The sequence below is a fragment of the Enorma sp. genome (assembly GCF_982429025.1).
The window spans coordinates 14,163-28,981 of the sequence record NZ_CEWCAA010000027.1 but is presented as its reverse complement, the minus strand read 5'-3'; the positions used below and the strand labels follow the sequence as shown (position 1 = coordinate 28,981).

Here is a 14,819-nt window from a genome sequence, read left to right as displayed (position 1 = left end):
GCCCAGGCTGCTGCAGCGAGGAACCAGCAGGTTCCTTCGCTGCAGCAGCCTGGGCATAGGAGGCAACAGCCCGAAAGCGGCCAGCGTCCCGGCTACAGGCAGCAGCCCGGGTACAGGCGGCAGCCCGGACGCAGGACGGCGGCCGCACGGAGGAGAAGCGCGCGCGGCATTGCACCCATCATCGCAGGAGCCTGCGTTCTCGCCGTGCTCGCCTTTGCCCTGTGGAACATAGGTGCGGTGGTCGCCGGCATCTTCTCGAGCGATGCCTCTCAAGCACAAGGCGGCACCGAACCGTCTACCATACAAGAAGCCGTTGCTGATCCCGGCGACATCGTAATCGGGCTCAATGGCGACGAAGACACCTATGTGCTCACCGGCGAGGAGTATCTTGAGGCCGGTGCCCACGCAGCAGAGCCCACAGACGGCATTCTGAATGACAAGATCGAGATCTCGGGCGATGTCGACACGTCCCAAGCGGGAGACTACACCGTCACCTATCGCGTCAAAGATTCCTCCGGCCACGTCGCCGAAGCAACGCGCACGGTACATGTGGTAGACGACATGGAGACCCAGCAGGACGGCATCCCCATCGTCATGTACCACTATGTCTACAGCGCAGACAACCCTCCCGAAGACCTCAACGCCAACTATATTCTCGACACCGACCTCGATGCGCAGCTCGCCTACCTCTCCGAAAACGATTATTACTTCCCCTCCTACCCGGAGCTCAAGGCGTTCATCGAGGGCAGCCACAGCTTGCCGGCCAAAAGCATCGTCCTCACCTTCGACGATGGGCAAAACGGCGTTTTCACGCTCGGAGGCCCGCTCTTCGAGAAGTACCACATTCCGGTGACATCGTTCATCATCTGCAACAACAGCGACGCGGGTGACGTCGTGGTAACGTACCAGAACCCCTACATCTCGTTCCAGTCGCACTCCTTCGGGCTGCACCAGCCTGGCGGCACCGTGGGGCACGGCGGTCTCATCAGCGCGCTTAACGAAGACGAGATCGTCGAGGATCTGGAGCACGCACAGCAGATTCTCGGCACCACCGAGGCGTTCGCGTACCCCTTCGGCGATGTGACCGACGATGGCCGCGCCGCGGTCGAAGAAGCCGGTATCCTCTGCGCTTTCACCACTAAAAACAGCTGGGCCCACATTGGCGACGACGTTCGCGCGCTGCCGCGCGTACGCATGAACGGCGGAACCTCGCTCGACGGGTTTGTGTCACAAATCAGCTAGCGCGCACGGCGTACCCGATTTCGTTCGCGTGCCGCACGTGCTATGCTCATGGATTACAACGCGGGCGCAGCCGCCCGGCACGGTTCCATCGAGATCATGCATGAGGAGCATTCATGACGTATCAGGCGCCGCGAGGCGGGGTTCCGGTGTACGAGCTTAACACCCGCATCCGCTATAGCGAGGTCGATCACCGCGGCATGCTCACGATCCCCGCGCTCATCAACTGCTTTCAGGATTGCAGCACCTTCCAGTCGGCCGAAATCGGCATGAACATCGGGAAACTCCACGAAGAGCGTCAGGGCTGGGTGCTCACGCACTGGCAAATCGTTATCGACCGCTACCCCGGCCTCTGCGAGCACGTCGTTGTCGGCACCTTCCCGAGCTCCTTCAAGGGTGTTGCGGCCACACGATTCTTCTATATGCGCGACGCGCAGGGCGAGCTCATCGCGCGCGCCCGTTCGACCTGGGCGTTCATGGATTTTAGGAAAGGCCGCCTTATGCGCCCCGATCCGGAGCTCGTCAAGGCATACGGAACGGCGGAACCGCTCGAGATGCCCGACGAGGAGCGCCGCGTGCGGGTGCCCGCCGCGTCCACTCCCTGCGAGCCGCTCACGGTGCGCCTGCACCAGATCGACACCAACGAACACGTCAACAACGGGCAGTACGTGCAGATGGCACTCGAAGTGCTCCCTCGCGAGCTCGACCCCGCGAGCATTCGCGTAGACTACCGGCGCGCCGCTGTCCTCGATGACACAATCTACCCGATGGTCGGGCAGGAAGACGGACGATTCGTCGTTGCACTCAACGGCAGTGACGGCGAGCCGTATGCCGTGGTAGAGTTCACATCAGCGGCATAACGGCTGCACCGCTGCCCCAGATCGCGGGCGCAGCCCGCTTACGAGGAGGCATGCATGGTTAAGACGTTGGTTCTTGTGAGACATGGTCAGGCCGAGCCGTCCTCGGCAGCAGTGCCGGATATTGAGCGGTCGCTGACCGACGCCGGGCGCGCCGCACTTGCCGGTCCGCAGGGATTCCCGCGTACTTTCGCATTGCTGAGCAGCGATGAACGTCGCGAAGCTGCGCTTTGGGCAAGCGAGGCGCTACGCGCCCAGCAGACGGCCCAAGAGGTTGCGGCAGTATTGGGAGAACGCACCATCACCTCATATAGCTACCTTTTCGACCAGGATGAGCAGCGATTCATCGAGCATGTGCGTCAAACCGATGCCGATTGCCTGATCGTGGTGGGGCACATCCCCTTCGTCGACCGCGTAACGGAATACCTTACCGGCTCGCGTCTCTCGTTCCGACCCGGCGCCGCGGCGGCGCTGCGCCTAGACCATTCGCTTGACCCATGCCAATCTGAGGTCATCTGGTTCGTGCAGGGACCAGTAGCGTAAGCACTGCGCCTCGATCTCGTCGCGCCCACGACGCCGTCGCTTTTTTCGCAGCCATTTCGTCTTGCCACGAGCGTACTTTCTGCTAGCGCGCCTCACCGATGTCGGGGAACATCAAAACTTTCCTCAAAGGATCGGATTTTGGACCGCCATGCTCCTATCCCCCAACTCTTCGCTGACGTTTTCGCAGGTATATGACTTGCGCATTCTTGGTCTACTCGCCTTGCTTCATATAATTCGATCCTTTGACGCAAGTTTTGTTTGCATGCGCTCGAACCGCCGGGGTTCTGCCTGCACGCGCCCTATCGCCCGGGGTTCTGCCTGCACGCGCCCCAGCGCGCGGAGCACTGTCTGCAGCGCAAAGAGGTTTTGTCCGTGGCGCTAAAAGGATCTGCCTGCAGCGCAAAAAGGCTCCGCTTGCAGAGCAAAAAGAAATCGCGATTCTTACCATAATTTTCTTGACATATGAGCATGCGTTCATATAATCATAGCTAGCTAATATCTGAATGAATGTTCATATGAGAAGAGATGAGACTATGACAGAAGAACTCCAGGAGCAAGGCGCAGCCAACGAGACTCCGGAAGAAATGCCCGATGAAGAGCTCCTCTATGACCTCGCCGACCTTTTCAAAATCTTCAGCGACACGACGCGCATCAAGATTCTCTACGCCCTCATGGGCCGCGAGCTCAGCGTCTCCGACATCGCGGAGGCCACCGAGACCTCGCAAAGCGCCGTATCGCACCAGCTGCGCATCCTCAAGCAGTCGCGCCTCGTGAAGTTCAGGCGCGACGGGCGCAACATCAACTACTCCCTCGCCGACGACCACGTCTACACCATGCTCAACCAGGGCATGAGCCACATCTGCGAGTAAGTTTCAACAGCTGGGAACCGCGCCGGGGCGCCCGGCCGAAAGAAAGGGACAACCATGCGTAAATCATTCAAGCTCGACGAGATCGACTGCGCGAATTGCGCGCGGAAACTCGAAGATGCCATCAACGGGCTCGAAGGCGTGGAGAGCGCGAGCGTCAACTTCATGACCCAGAAGCTCACGCTTTCCGCGCCAGACAACATCTTCGACAACGTGCTCGACCGCGTGGTTAAGCTCACCGCAGACCTTGAACCGGATTGCGAGATCCTGCGCTAGCAGCATCCCTGCGGCCTCACGTTTCAGGGCCCGTGTCCAGGAAGGAGCAACGTACTGTGAACAAGAAGCAACGGAGGTGGCGCAACCGCATCCTCGTCGCCATCGCGCTCTTCTTCGCCATAATGCTCGCCGAGAAGCTCGGCCTATGGAACGCGCTCTTCGGCAGCTACGCCACCTACGGGGAATTTGCGCTCTACCTCATCCCCTACCTTATCGCCGGCCATGACGTGCTGCGCAAGGCATGGCGCAACATTCGGCGCGGCGAAGCCTTCGACGAGGCGTTCCTCATGACCGTCGCCACCATCGGCGCTTTTGCCACTATCTGCTTCCCCGAGACCGAGCCGCAGCTTGCCGAGGGCTGCGCCGTCATGCTGTTCTACCAAGTAGGAGAACTGTTCCAAAGCTATGCGGTGGGCAAGAGCCGCAAGTCCATCGCCAGCATGATGGACATCGCCCCCGACTACGCCAACATCGAGCGCGACGGCGAGCTCGTCGAGGTCGATCCGAACGATGTCCCCGTCGGCGGCATCATCGTGGTCAAGCCGGGCGAGCGCGTGCCGCTTGACGGCGTCGTGGCAGAGGGCGCAAGCCAGCTCGACACCGCCGCCCTCACCGGCGAAAGCGTCCCTCGGCATGTCGAAGTGGGCGACAACGTGATATCCGGGTGCATCAACATGACGGGACCGCTGCGCGTCCGCACCACAAAGCCGTTCGGCGAATCCACTGTGCATCGCATCCTCGAACTTGTGGAGAACGCGAGCGAGAAGAAGGCGAAGACCGAGAACTTCATCACCCGGTTCGCCCGCGTATACACCCCTATCGTCGTTTTCGCGGCGCTCGCCCTCGCCATCATCCCGCCGCTGCTTGGCATGGGGCACTGGAGCGACTGGCTGCTTCGCGGCCTCACCTTCCTCGTCGTGTCCTGCCCCTGCGCACTCGTCATCTCGGTGCCGCTCAGCTTCTTCGGCGGAATCGGCGGGGCCTCGAGACTCGGCATCCTTGTGAAGGGATCCAACTATCTCGAGCTGCTTTCGAACGTTGACACCGTGGTCTTCGATAAGACCGGCACGCTCACCTCCGGCACATTCAAGGTCGTTGCCGTTTGCCCGGAAGAAGGCATAGACGAGGCAAGCCTTCTGGATGCCGCCGCTCACGCGGAAGCGTTCAGCGACCACCCCATCGCCGTTTCCATCAAGGAAGCGCTCGCCACCGGCATCGACCAAGACCGCGTGCGCGACGTGCGCGAAGAGTCCGGCCACGGCGTCTTTGCCATGGTCGACGGGAAAGGCGTGCTCGTTGGCAACGATAAGCTCATGTCCGAACACGGAATCGCCTGGCAGGAAAGCAGGCAGATCGGGACGATTCTGTACGTCGCCATCGACGGCCGCTATGTTGGCAACATCGTGATCGCCGACACGGTAAAAGACGATGCCGAACAGACCATCCGCGACCTCCATGCCGCTGGCGTGAAATCGTGCGTCATGCTTACCGGCGACCGACGCGATGTTGCCGAGGAGGTTGGAGCCGAACTCGGACTCGACGAGGTGCACGCACAGCTGCTGCCGCAGGACAAGGTGGACGAGGTCGAGCGCTTGCTCTCGCTCGAGCGCGACGGCGCAAAGCTCGCGTTCGTGGGCGACGGCATCAACGATGCCCCCGTGCTCATGCGCGCAGACGTGGGCATCGCGATGGGCGCTATGGGGTCGGACGCGGCCATCGAAGCGGCCGATGTCGTGCTCATGGACGACAAGCCCTCGAACATTGCCCGCGCCATGAACGTCGCCCGCCGAACGATGCGCATCGTCTGGCAGAACATCATCTTTGCGCTCGGCATCAAGATTGCCATTCTCGTGCTTGCGGCGCTCGGCATCGCCAACATGTGGCTTGCCGTATTCGGCGATGTGGGCGTGGCGATCATCGCCATCCTGAACGCCATGCGCGCCATGCGGGTATAATCGTGCGCGCCGCGCGGATGCCGCCCGCGCGGCGTTGTACGAGGAGGGGAAACCTTGGCAAAACGCATCGCGTTATTCGATAACATCAAGGGCGTGCTCATCATCCTTGTGGTCGCAGGCCACTTCATGCATCCCGTTCACAACGATAACCTTGCACTCAGCGCGGCATTCGACGTGATATACCTCTTCCATATGCCGCTCTTCGTGTTCGTGTCGGGCCTTTTCGCCAAGGGAGCCTATCGCGAGGGGTACCTCAATGTGAACCGCATGATCTCCTTCCTTGTGCTCGGCCTTGCATACCAGGCGGCATACCTCGCCATCAGCGGCATGCTCACGCCGCAACGCATGCTGCTCTTCACCTCCGCACCGTGGTACCTCATCGGCATGGCGTGGTGGTACGCGGCGACACCCATGCTCTCCCGCCTGCCAGCGCCCGCCGGGCTTGCGGTGAGCCTCTGTGCATCGCTCGCCTCGGGCTGCATCGATCTTTCGAACGGCTTCCTCGCCATCAGCCGCTCGCTCGCCTTCCTCCCCTTCTTCAGCCTTGGATACTACTGCACAACCGAGCAGCTCGAGCACCTCTCATATCGCCGAGAGCTCTGGGCAGCAGTCGTGGCGGCAGCCTGCGTCGCGCTGCTGCGCATCGCAGACGCTCACGCCTACGACTGGTTCTTCCAGATGGTCTATGGAGACAACCCGTATCGAAGCGGCATCGTTTCCGGCATGGCGGCGCGGCTCACGGCAACCGCCATTGCCGTGCTGTTCTCGCTTGCCACCCTTAAGCTCGTACCGAAGGCCTCGAGCAAGCTCACCGTTCTGGGCACCCGCACGCTGCAGGTCTATGTGCTCCATCGCCTCATCCGCGCCTGGCTTACCTTCCAAACGCCCTTTTACCACCTGCCCATTCTGCTCGACCCGCTCATCGGATCAGCCATCATCCTCGCTCTGAGCGGAGGCATCACGATCCTCTGCTCGATCCCGGCGCTCACCCCGCCATTCGATGCGCTCATGCGCATGCGCTGGATCCCCAAGCGCTCGGCAGAAGGCCACACCGCCTGATCAGGCACCGTGCGAAACGCCGTCGTACGAGGCTGCTCGGTCTATGCTTCAGCGCACCTGGCTTCCGGAGGTACCGTGTAATATCCGCCCCATTGCCATGCATGGGCTACACTTTTCCAGGCAATTGGGAAGCCCGATCGGGGCTGCCCCTATGAAGGGATATCAATGGAAGAGCTGTTCTTCAATTTCATCGACCAGTTCGGTTACTTCGCCGTGGGCGCACTTATCTTTATTGAGAATATTTTCCCGCCCATTCCGAGCGAGCTCATCTTGCCGCTCGGAGGCTTCTTCACCACTACGACCGACATGGTTCTGCCCGGCGTCATCATCGCTGCGACCGCCGGGTCGGTGCTCGGCGCTTACATTCTCTACGGCATCGGCTATGTGCTGAACCGCGATCGCCTCATGCGGTTTTTCGAGACGAAGCCCATGCGTCTTTTGGGCTTCAAGGGCGACGATATTGCCAAGGCCATTGACTGGTTCGACCGACGCGGCCAGATCTCGGTGCTCATCTGCCGCTTCGTGCCCATCGTTCGCAGCCTTATCTCCATTCCCGCAGGCGTGGCGCGCATGAATATGGTCAAGTTCGCCTTGTACACGCTATTCGGATCGGCCGTTTGGAACACGGTGCTCTGCTCGCTCGGCGCGGCGGCGGGAAGCGCCTGGGAAACCGTGACCGCTCAGGCCGAGTGGGTATCCGACGTTGTGAAATACATCATTATCGCCATCGTGATCGTCGTTGCGATTTGGTGGATCGTAAAGCGCATCATTCCAAATCTAAAGAAGGACTAGCGGCTCGAGCACTTATAGGGTGCGGGGGCATTACTATTGTCCGGGCTTGATAGTCTAGCCCTAGCGCCCGGTTTTTAGCAATCCGACTCGACGCAGCCTTACGGCCCCGCAGCATGAGCGCGCCCCGTCGATCCCCATACGCACCCGCTAGCATATGAGACACGTCACAGAAGGCCTAAACGGCGGCAGGCATGATAGATGCCATCGTCGTCAACATCATTGGTTACGAACGTTGCCCGCTCCTTCACGGAATCCCAAGCGTTGCCCATAGCCACGCTCATCCCCACCACCTCGAACATGGAGAGGTCGTTCTCCCCATCTCCAAAGGCGACCGCTTCCTCGGGCTCAAGGCCAAATCGTTCCAGCGTGGCGGCAACGCCATACGCCTTACCGCCCTCTCGCGGCACCACGTCGCAAAACAGCTCGGTCCAACGTGTCGCCTTCACGTTGTGGGTGTAATCGAGAAACACGTGCTCCTCGCCCGGGTCGACGAAAACGCAGAACTGGTAGATCGGTGCCGAGAGCGCTTTCTCGTAGCTTTCCTCGTGGTACTGAATGCCCACCTTATCGCCAACCGTGCGCACACGATCGCTCAGGCGGCTCACGAAACTTGCCTCGGGTTGCTGCACCAAGATATCGTAGCGATGCTCCCGGTACGCATGCTCCACAATGGTTCGGGCATCCTCGGCGTCAACCGGCACATCGCGATACGCACCCGTCTCATCGAGGCAGAGCTGGCCGTTGAGCGTGATGTAGGCATCGAACCCGTTCTTTAACTCGTCAACGAGCTCGAGCATCGAGCGGCCTGTCGAGATGACCGTCTTGATGCCGCGCTCGCGCAGGGCGCGAAGCGCGTGCTTCGTAGACTCTGGCATGGCATGCGTCTTGAAGCTCAGCAGCGTACCATCGATATCGAAAAAGGCGGCTTTAATCATGCCTGCTCCCCCGTGCGTCCGACTGCGCAAACGCACCTATTGTATCCAAACGGCGCCGAGCGGGCGCGCGGCACCCCACTCTCGACCCTACGACCTCCACGCCAGTCTGCTAGGATAGGCAGTCGGATACACCACACGCGATCAGCCCAGCGCGCCATTGAATCGGTGATTGTCTGGGCCTCCTCTCCAGCGCTTTCGAAAGGCATGACATGGCAATCCTTCTGGGCTGCGACAGCATATCTTTGGACTTTCCCACAAAACGCGTCTTTACAAACGTCACCCTCGGTGTTAACGAGGGCGATCGCGTCGGCATCGTTGGCCGCAACGGCGATGGCAAGTCGACACTCATCAATTTGCTTGCCGGAATACTTGAACCCGACGATGGGCGTGTAACCCACCGGCGGAACCTTTCCGTAGGGCTTCTTGGCCAGCGCGACAGCCTCGATGACTCCGATACCGTGCGCCACGCGGTGGTGGGGAGCGCACCCGAGTACGAGTGGGCCTCTTCGCCGCGCGTGCGAGAAATCCTTTCCGGGCTTATTCCCGACGTCCCGTGGGAGGGTGCGGTCGGCACGCTCTCGGGCGGCCAGCGCCGGCGCGTCGATCTTGCGCGCCTGCTCATCGGCACCTACGACGTCCTCATGCTCGATGAGCCCACCAACCATCTCGATATGCGCACCATCAACTGGCTCGCCCACCATCTGAAAACCCGCTGGCAGGCGGGTGCGGGCGCGCTGCTCATGGTCACGCACGACCGATGGTTCCTCGATGAGGTCTGCACCTCGATGTGGGAAGTCCACGATGGATCGGTCGACCCGTTCGAGGGAGGCTACTCCGCCTATATCCTTCAGCGCGTTGAACGGGACCGTCGAGCCCAGGTAGAGGAAGAACGCCGGCGCAACATGGCCCGCAAGGAGCTCGCGTGGCTGAGCCGCGGAGCGCAAGCGCGAAGCACCAAACCGAAATTCCGCGTCGAGGCAGCGCGCGAGCTCATTGCCGATGTGCCGCCCTTGCGAAACGAACTTGAGCTCAAGCGCCTCGCTGTGGCGCGGCTCGGCAAGCAGGTTATCGATGTGCTCGATGTGACTGCGGGCTATCCCGACCCCCTGAAGGAGCGAAATGGCAGCGAGCACCGTCAAGAGGTGCCGAACGAGCGGGCAGGCAAACCCGTGCTCGAGAATGTTACCTGGCTTATTGGAGCGGGCGACCGCTTTGGCCTGCTCGGCGAAAACGGAGCCGGGAAATCGACACTGATCGACATCATTCAGGGCAAGCTCAAGCCGTTGTCTGGACGGGTGAAGATCGGGCAGACCGTGCGCTTCGGCGTGCTCTCACAACAGCTCGACGAGCTTCAGCCCCTCCTCAACGACACCATTCGCGAAGTGCTGAGCCGCTATAAGCGCAGCTATATCATCGACGGCAAAGAGACGAGCCCTGAAAAGCTCTTGGAACGGCTCGGGGTCACCCAGGAGCAACTCTGGAGCCGCATCGGCGACCTGTCCGGTGGGCAGCGGCGCAGGCTACAGCTCATGCTCACGCTCCTCAAAGAGCCCAACGTGCTCATCCTCGACGAGCCCGGCAACGACCTCGATACCGACATGCTCGCCATCGTAGAGGATCTGCTCGACGGCTGGCCCGGCACCCTCATTCTCGTCACACATGACCGCTACCTCATGGAGCGCGTAACGGACCAGCAGTTCGCCCTCATCGACGGGCACCTACGGCATGTCCCGGGCGGCGTGGACGAGTACCTGCGCCTCGCAAGCAGCGCGGGATTGAGCGGTGGCCAAGGGGGATCGCCTACGTTTGCCCGCACTGGCGCCGGCAAGTCCGACGCGAAACCTGACGGAACTGCCTCGACCGGCCTCTCCAACGCCGAGCGCCAGCGCCTGCGCAAGGAAGCCGCTTCGCTCGAGCGCCGCATGGACACCCAGCGCAAGCGCATCGACGAGCTCGAAGCCCAGATGGCCGCCGTCGACCCGACCGACTACCTCGCGCTCGAAACACAGCAGCGCAAAATCGATGAAGCCCGCGCCGCTATTGATGACCTCGAGACCGCATGGCTCGAGGTGTCTGAACAGCTCGAAAGCTAAGCGCGCGTTTCGCGGGGTCGCACCTAGGCCCCGCGAAACGACGCGAACCCAAAGCGATCCAGGCCGGCTACGAGCGCTTCCGCGGGCGCGGCTTGCGCGTGCGACGCGCCACCGCACGCTCGTCGCCCTTACGCGATGCTTGCCGGCGCTGGCTGAGAAGCCAACCGAACACCATGGCGGCAGCAATGACCGCTATATAGATAATCTGCTCCATCATGCCGCCCTTATGCTAAAGCTCTAAGCCCATAAGCCGTACGAGCGCCAGAATATAGATCTTAAGCGCCTCTTTGAGCGCCTCCTCACTTGCAGCCTCATTCGGTCCATGCATCGATCCGGCCCAGGCTGGCAGCTCCAGCTCTTCGTCCTCTGGGCCGAAGGAGACGGCTCGGGCGAAATTGCGGGCATAGGTGCCGCCGCCCATCGAGAAGGGCTCGGCCTCCCTTCCCGTTACCTCGCGATACACATCGAGCAGCGCCTGAACCGCAGGGTGCCCGGCATCGACGGAGAAGGGATCCTTAGAACGCCCAAGCACGAACGATGCGCCGAAACGCGATGCGAGCTGGGTTAGCGTCGCCTCCATGGCACCGGTCGTCGTCGCATCCGGAAAACGAATATCGATCGTCTGCTCGATGCGGCCATCCGGCCGGACCGCAATCGTCCCAGCGTTCAAGGTGAGTGCACCGAACGCAGTGCTTGAACAGGCAATTCCCACCGCCTCGCCGGTCGTATCGGCGTGCACCAGCTCGAGCAGCGCAAGGTAGTCGCGCTCTGCAGGGGCGAGCAGCTCGCGAATCTCCCCAAGATAGGAGACGATCAAGCCGATGGCGTTGAGCGTTCCCTCAGGGAGCGAGGCGTGTCCTCCGATACCCCGGGCGAGGATGCGGGCCTCGCCGGGCGCCGTCGATTCGATGGTCAGACGGTCCGCATTCATGCGGGGCGCGGGCAATGCGGAGGCATCGATGCCCACGACAAGCACGGACTCACTGGGGACAGCGTTGGTTGCCTCGGCACCGCTCCACGAGCGGATGACGCCATCCGCAATCGGTCCGCTCACAAAGGAACCGCCGAAGCAGCCCTTCTCGGCATTGCAGACCGGGAATGAGGCATCGGGCGTGAAAAGGAAGGCAGGGCTCTCGTGTCCCGCAAGGTAGTGCTTCACATCCGACATGCCCGCCTCCTCGTCGCATCCTAGAAGCGCACGGAAGCTGTAGCGAGGGGTGATGCCCTCATGCAGGAAGAACGCGCCCGCATAGAGCGATAGCACCGCCGGCCCCTTGTCGTCGATCACCCCGCGGCCAAGCAACCAGCCCTCGCGGCGCTCCATGGCGAAGGGATCGGTCGACCAGCCAGGACCAGCAGGGACGACATCAACGTGCGCGATGGTGGCGACCTGCTCGGGGCACTCCCCCGCGATATCGCCCCATCCCAGATAGCCCTCGTCGTCGGCGGTGTCGTACCCCAACTTTCGCGCGATACCCAGAGCGCAATCAAGCGCACGGCGAACGTCGGGACCGAAAGGCGCCGCGGGCTCCGCCAGCGAAGTATCCGCAACCGACGGGCAGCCCACCAATTCGGCGATGTCGGCAAGCACCTGGTCCCAGACCGTATCGATATAGACGTCTACTCGTTCTTCAAGCGTCTTGTCCACTGTTTACTCCTCTCTGCCGGCACAACCGGCACCTTGAGCTTATGCAGGAATCAGGCGAATCGCTCCATGAAACCACCGTCCACGCCCAGAAGCCAACCGAGCTCGGTAGCGTCGCGACAAAGACCATCGGCTCCAGACCCAGCAAGTTCAGCGCGGGCAGGTTCGTCGCGCCAAACGCCGATGCATGGAAGCCCCACTTCGTGAGCGCCCAATACGTCATGGTGCCTATCACCCACCATCACGGCGTCTGAAGGGCCCATACCCAGCCCGTCGAGACAGGCCCTGATGCAATCCGCTTTTGTAGCGCGGCCCGGCTCAAGGCGACCGGCAATGATGTCGAACGGCGGAAGATCGAGCGCGGCGATCATCTGGCGGGCGGTCTCATCGAGGCGCGACGTCGCAACCGCAATCTTGGTGCCGCGATCTGATAGGGCGCGAAGCAGCTCGGGGATGCCCGGAAACGGCGGATAGTCGTCTGGGGTAACGTACTCGTTGAAGAGCCCGCGATAGACATCGACAAGCTCAAGCGCCTCATCACGCGAACCGCCCGTGACGAGCATGAAGCCATCAACGAGAGGCGGGCCTATGAGCTGTCGCAGATCGCCCACCGCTTCGAGGTCGTACCCCCGGGCAGCAAGCGCTCGCCGGGAGATAGAAAGCACCGCGTGCCCGGTATCTGCAATCGTCCCATCGAAATCGAAAAGCACAGCTGGGCGCTCGAACGCGCCACGCTCATATACCGCTTCCATACGCCTCCGTTTACGTTGCGTGCAACGCCAACCATCATACCTGAAGAAGATAAAAGAAAAGCGCCCCAGCGCAATGCACTGGGGCGCTTCGATGCGCGAAAGAACGCGAGGTGCCTGCTACTCGGCGTCCTCGGCCTTCTCCTCCGGCTTCTCGAGCGGAGCAACCTCGATCTCCGTGCCGAGGGTCTCGGCAGCGGACTTCATGGAGAGGGAGATGCGGCGACGCTCAAGGTCGATGTCCATGACCTTGACCTGAACCTTGGCGCCCACGTGGGTCACCTGGCTGGGCTGGTCAACGTGCTTGTGCGCCATCTCGGAGATGTGCACGAGGCCCTCGATGCCATCGCCCAGGTCGACGAACGCGCCGAAGGGAACGAGCTTGGTGACGGTGCCCTCGACCACAGCACCCGTGGGGTACTTCTTGACGAGCGCGCGCCACGGATCCTCGGTGGTCTGCTTGAGACCCAGCGAGATGCGCTCGCGGTTGAGATCCACGTCGAGCACCTCGACCTCGATCTCCTGGCCGACCTTGACGACCTCGGAGGGATGGTTGACATGGTTCCAAGAGAGCTCGGAGATGTGAACCAGGCCGTCGATACCGCCGAGGTCCACGAAAGCACCGAAGTCCACGATGGAGGAAACGGTACCCTTGAGGCGCATGCCGGGCTTGAGCTTGGAGAGAATCTCGGTGCGCTCGGCCTTGCGGGACTCCTCGAGCACCACGCGGCGGGAAAGCACGACGTTGTTGCGGTTGCGATCCATCTCGATGACGCGAGCCTCGATGGAGGTGCCCATGTAGCTGTGGAGGTCCTTCACGCGGCGAAGATCCACGAGCGAGGCGGGCAGGAAGCCGCGCAGGCCGATGTCGAGGATAAGGCCGCCCTTGACGACCTCGATGACCTCGCCCTCGACGTTCTCGCCGGACTGGAACTTCTCCTCGATGCGGCTCCAAGCGCGCTCGTACTCAGCACGCTTCTTGGACAGCACGAGACGGCCGTCCGTGCCCTCCTTGGTCATAACAAGAGCCTCGATGGAATCGCCCACCGAAACGATGTCTGCGGGGTTAGCGTCCTTGCGGATGGACAGCTCGCGGACCGGAATGACGCCCTCGGACTTGAAGCCGATGTCGACCAGGACCTCGTCCTTGTCGATCTTCGTCACGGTGCCGCTCACGAGATCGCCCTCGTCGAAGTCGGTAATGGTACCGTCGACGAGATTGTTCATCTCCTCATCATTCATGTCGTCTAGCGAGAAGATGGACGTGTTCTGAATCTCACTCAAAGGTGGACCCCTTTCGAACAACGGGGCCCCGATTGCAAGGACCTGCGGATGGGCACAGGGCGAAACCGCGCCTACGCACACCCTCTGGAAAACACTCGGGGGCCAACAGATACGGATGTGAAGCGTATGCATTCACGAAGTAATAGGTTACGTTGAAACGCTCTGCTTTTCAAGGTTGAGCACGGATTTTTTCACGCCTTCTCTCGTTTTGCCAAAGCCGCTCCGCAAGCGGTCCGAACGGAACGGTAAGCGGCGCCCGCGTTCGGGCTCGGTGTTCGATGGCGGGGCGTTCTCGGGCGAGATTCGGACACGCGCGGCGTTGCCGGGCGACTTCTGGACACCGGCGGAGCGCTCGGGCGACTTTTGGACATTTGCAGCGTTGTCGGGCGACTTTTGGACAATCAGAAAGTTCTCGGGCGAGATTTGGACGCGTAGAAGGGCCTGAGTGTCCAGAAGTCGCCCGGGAACGCGGTGAACGTCCGAATCTCGCCCGAGAACGCAAACAAACGCTCATGCCAATAATCCG

14 protein-coding genes are annotated in these 14,819 nt (G+C 61.5%); 9 read left to right on the top strand and 5 right to left on the bottom strand.

Going from position 1 to position 14,819, the window contains the following annotated elements; translation table 11 throughout:
- The 8 genes from AC1VS5_RS06005 to AC1VS5_RS05970 form a co-directional block, all read left to right on the top strand.
- The coding region (locus AC1VS5_RS06005) for an immunoglobulin-like domain-containing protein (protein WP_481218034.1) at window positions 1-1,242 on the top strand (1,242 nt) is incomplete at its 5' end.
- 113 nt (window positions 1,243-1,355) lie between these two features.
- The gene (locus tag AC1VS5_RS06000) at window positions 1,356-2,099 is read left to right on the top strand and encodes an acyl-[acyl-carrier-protein] thioesterase (protein ID WP_481218033.1); all 744 of its coding nucleotides are present in this window, start codon (window positions 1,356-1,358) and stop codon (window positions 2,097-2,099) included.
- Between the two features lie 54 nt (window positions 2,100-2,153).
- The gene (locus AC1VS5_RS05995; protein WP_481218032.1) at window positions 2,154-2,639 is read left to right on the top strand and encodes a SixA phosphatase family protein; all 486 of its coding nucleotides are present in this window, start codon (window positions 2,154-2,156) and stop codon (window positions 2,637-2,639) included.
- Window positions 2,640-3,172: 533 nt separating this feature from the next.
- Window positions 3,173-3,508 carry an ArsR/SmtB family transcription factor gene (locus AC1VS5_RS05990; RefSeq protein ID WP_022349516.1) on the top strand — a complete coding sequence of 112 codons (336 nt, stop codon included), beginning with the start codon at window positions 3,173-3,175 and terminating at the stop codon, window positions 3,506-3,508.
- 54 nt (window positions 3,509-3,562) lie between these two features.
- Complete coding sequence (locus AC1VS5_RS05985; protein WP_019128591.1) at window positions 3,563-3,781, top strand: cation transporter; 219 nt, start codon at window positions 3,563-3,565, stop codon at window positions 3,779-3,781.
- A gap of 56 nt (window positions 3,782-3,837) precedes the next feature.
- Window positions 3,838-5,736, top strand: coding sequence for a heavy metal translocating P-type ATPase (locus tag AC1VS5_RS05980; RefSeq protein ID WP_481218031.1), 1,899 nt, complete (start codon window positions 3,838-3,840; stop codon window positions 5,734-5,736).
- Between the two features lie 54 nt (window positions 5,737-5,790).
- Window positions 5,791-6,795: an acyltransferase family protein gene (locus AC1VS5_RS05975; protein ID WP_481218030.1), complete on the top strand. Its 1,005-nt coding sequence runs from the start codon at window positions 5,791-5,793 to the stop codon at window positions 6,793-6,795.
- A 165-nt stretch (window positions 6,796-6,960) separates the two neighbouring features.
- On the top strand, window positions 6,961-7,587 hold the full coding sequence (locus AC1VS5_RS05970; RefSeq protein WP_087186103.1) for a DedA family protein: 627 nt from the start codon (window positions 6,961-6,963) through the stop codon (window positions 7,585-7,587).
- Window positions 7,588-7,751: 164 nt separating this feature from the next.
- Here the strand turns inward: AC1VS5_RS05970 and AC1VS5_RS05965 are convergent, their stop codons facing one another.
- Complete coding sequence (locus tag AC1VS5_RS05965) at window positions 7,752-8,522, bottom strand: Cof-type HAD-IIB family hydrolase (RefSeq protein WP_481218029.1); 771 nt, start codon at window positions 8,520-8,522, stop codon at window positions 7,752-7,754.
- Between the two features lie 209 nt (window positions 8,523-8,731).
- Here AC1VS5_RS05965 and AC1VS5_RS05960 point away from each other — a divergent pair, with 209 nt between their 5' ends.
- A complete protein-coding gene (locus tag AC1VS5_RS05960) occupies window positions 8,732-10,615 on the top strand; it encodes an ABC-F family ATP-binding cassette domain-containing protein (RefSeq protein ID WP_481218028.1) in 1,884 nt (627 codons plus the stop codon).
- Between the two features lie 67 nt (window positions 10,616-10,682).
- Here the strand turns inward: AC1VS5_RS05960 and AC1VS5_RS05955 are convergent, their stop codons facing one another.
- The 4 genes from AC1VS5_RS05955 to rpsA all read right to left on the bottom strand — a co-directional run bounded on the left by AC1VS5_RS05955 (window position 10,683) and on the right by rpsA (window position 14,293).
- Window positions 10,683-10,832, bottom strand: coding sequence for a hypothetical protein (locus AC1VS5_RS05955; RefSeq protein ID WP_162607388.1), 150 nt, complete (start codon window positions 10,830-10,832; stop codon window positions 10,683-10,685).
- A 12-nt stretch (window positions 10,833-10,844) separates the two neighbouring features.
- Window positions 10,845-12,263 carry a Sapep family Mn(2+)-dependent dipeptidase gene (locus AC1VS5_RS05950; protein ID WP_481218027.1) on the bottom strand — a complete coding sequence of 473 codons (1,419 nt, stop codon included), beginning with the start codon at window positions 12,261-12,263 and terminating at the stop codon, window positions 10,845-10,847.
- Window positions 12,264-12,313: 50 nt separating this feature from the next.
- Window positions 12,314-13,012, bottom strand: a complete 699-nt coding sequence (locus AC1VS5_RS05945; protein ID WP_481218026.1) for an HAD hydrolase-like protein — start codon at window positions 13,010-13,012, stop codon at window positions 12,314-12,316.
- A 117-nt stretch (window positions 13,013-13,129) separates the two neighbouring features.
- Window positions 13,130-14,293, bottom strand: a complete 1,164-nt coding sequence (gene rpsA, locus AC1VS5_RS05940; protein WP_019128600.1) for a 30S ribosomal protein S1 — start codon at window positions 14,291-14,293, stop codon at window positions 13,130-13,132.
- Window positions 14,294-14,819 lie beyond the last annotated feature (526 nt).

Excerpts from the sequence above, each read along its gene's own strand:
- AC1VS5_RS06000 (WP_481218033.1), top strand. The coding sequence starts at position 1,356 with ATGACGTATCAGGCGCCGCGAGGCGGGGTTCCGGTGTACGAGCTTAAC.
- AC1VS5_RS05995 (WP_481218032.1), top strand. The coding sequence starts at position 2,154 with ATGGTTAAGACGTTGGTTCTTGTGAGACATGGTCAGGCCGAGCCGTCC.
- AC1VS5_RS05990 (WP_022349516.1), top strand. The coding sequence starts at position 3,173 with ATGACAGAAGAACTCCAGGAGCAAGGCGCAGCCAACGAGACTCCGGAA.
- AC1VS5_RS05985 (WP_019128591.1), top strand. The coding sequence starts at position 3,563 with ATGCGTAAATCATTCAAGCTCGACGAGATCGACTGCGCGAATTGCGCG.
- AC1VS5_RS05970 (WP_087186103.1), top strand. The coding sequence starts at position 6,961 with ATGGAAGAGCTGTTCTTCAATTTCATCGACCAGTTCGGTTACTTCGCC.
- AC1VS5_RS05965 (WP_481218029.1), bottom strand. The coding sequence starts at position 8,522 with ATGATTAAAGCCGCCTTTTTCGATATCGATGGTACGCTGCTGAGCTTC.
- AC1VS5_RS05960 (WP_481218028.1), top strand. The coding sequence starts at position 8,732 with ATGGCAATCCTTCTGGGCTGCGACAGCATATCTTTGGACTTTCCCACA.
- AC1VS5_RS05955 (WP_162607388.1), bottom strand. The coding sequence starts at position 10,832 with ATGATGGAGCAGATTATCTATATAGCGGTCATTGCTGCCGCCATGGTG.
- AC1VS5_RS05945 (WP_481218026.1), bottom strand. The coding sequence starts at position 13,012 with ATGGAAGCGGTATATGAGCGTGGCGCGTTCGAGCGCCCAGCTGTGCTT.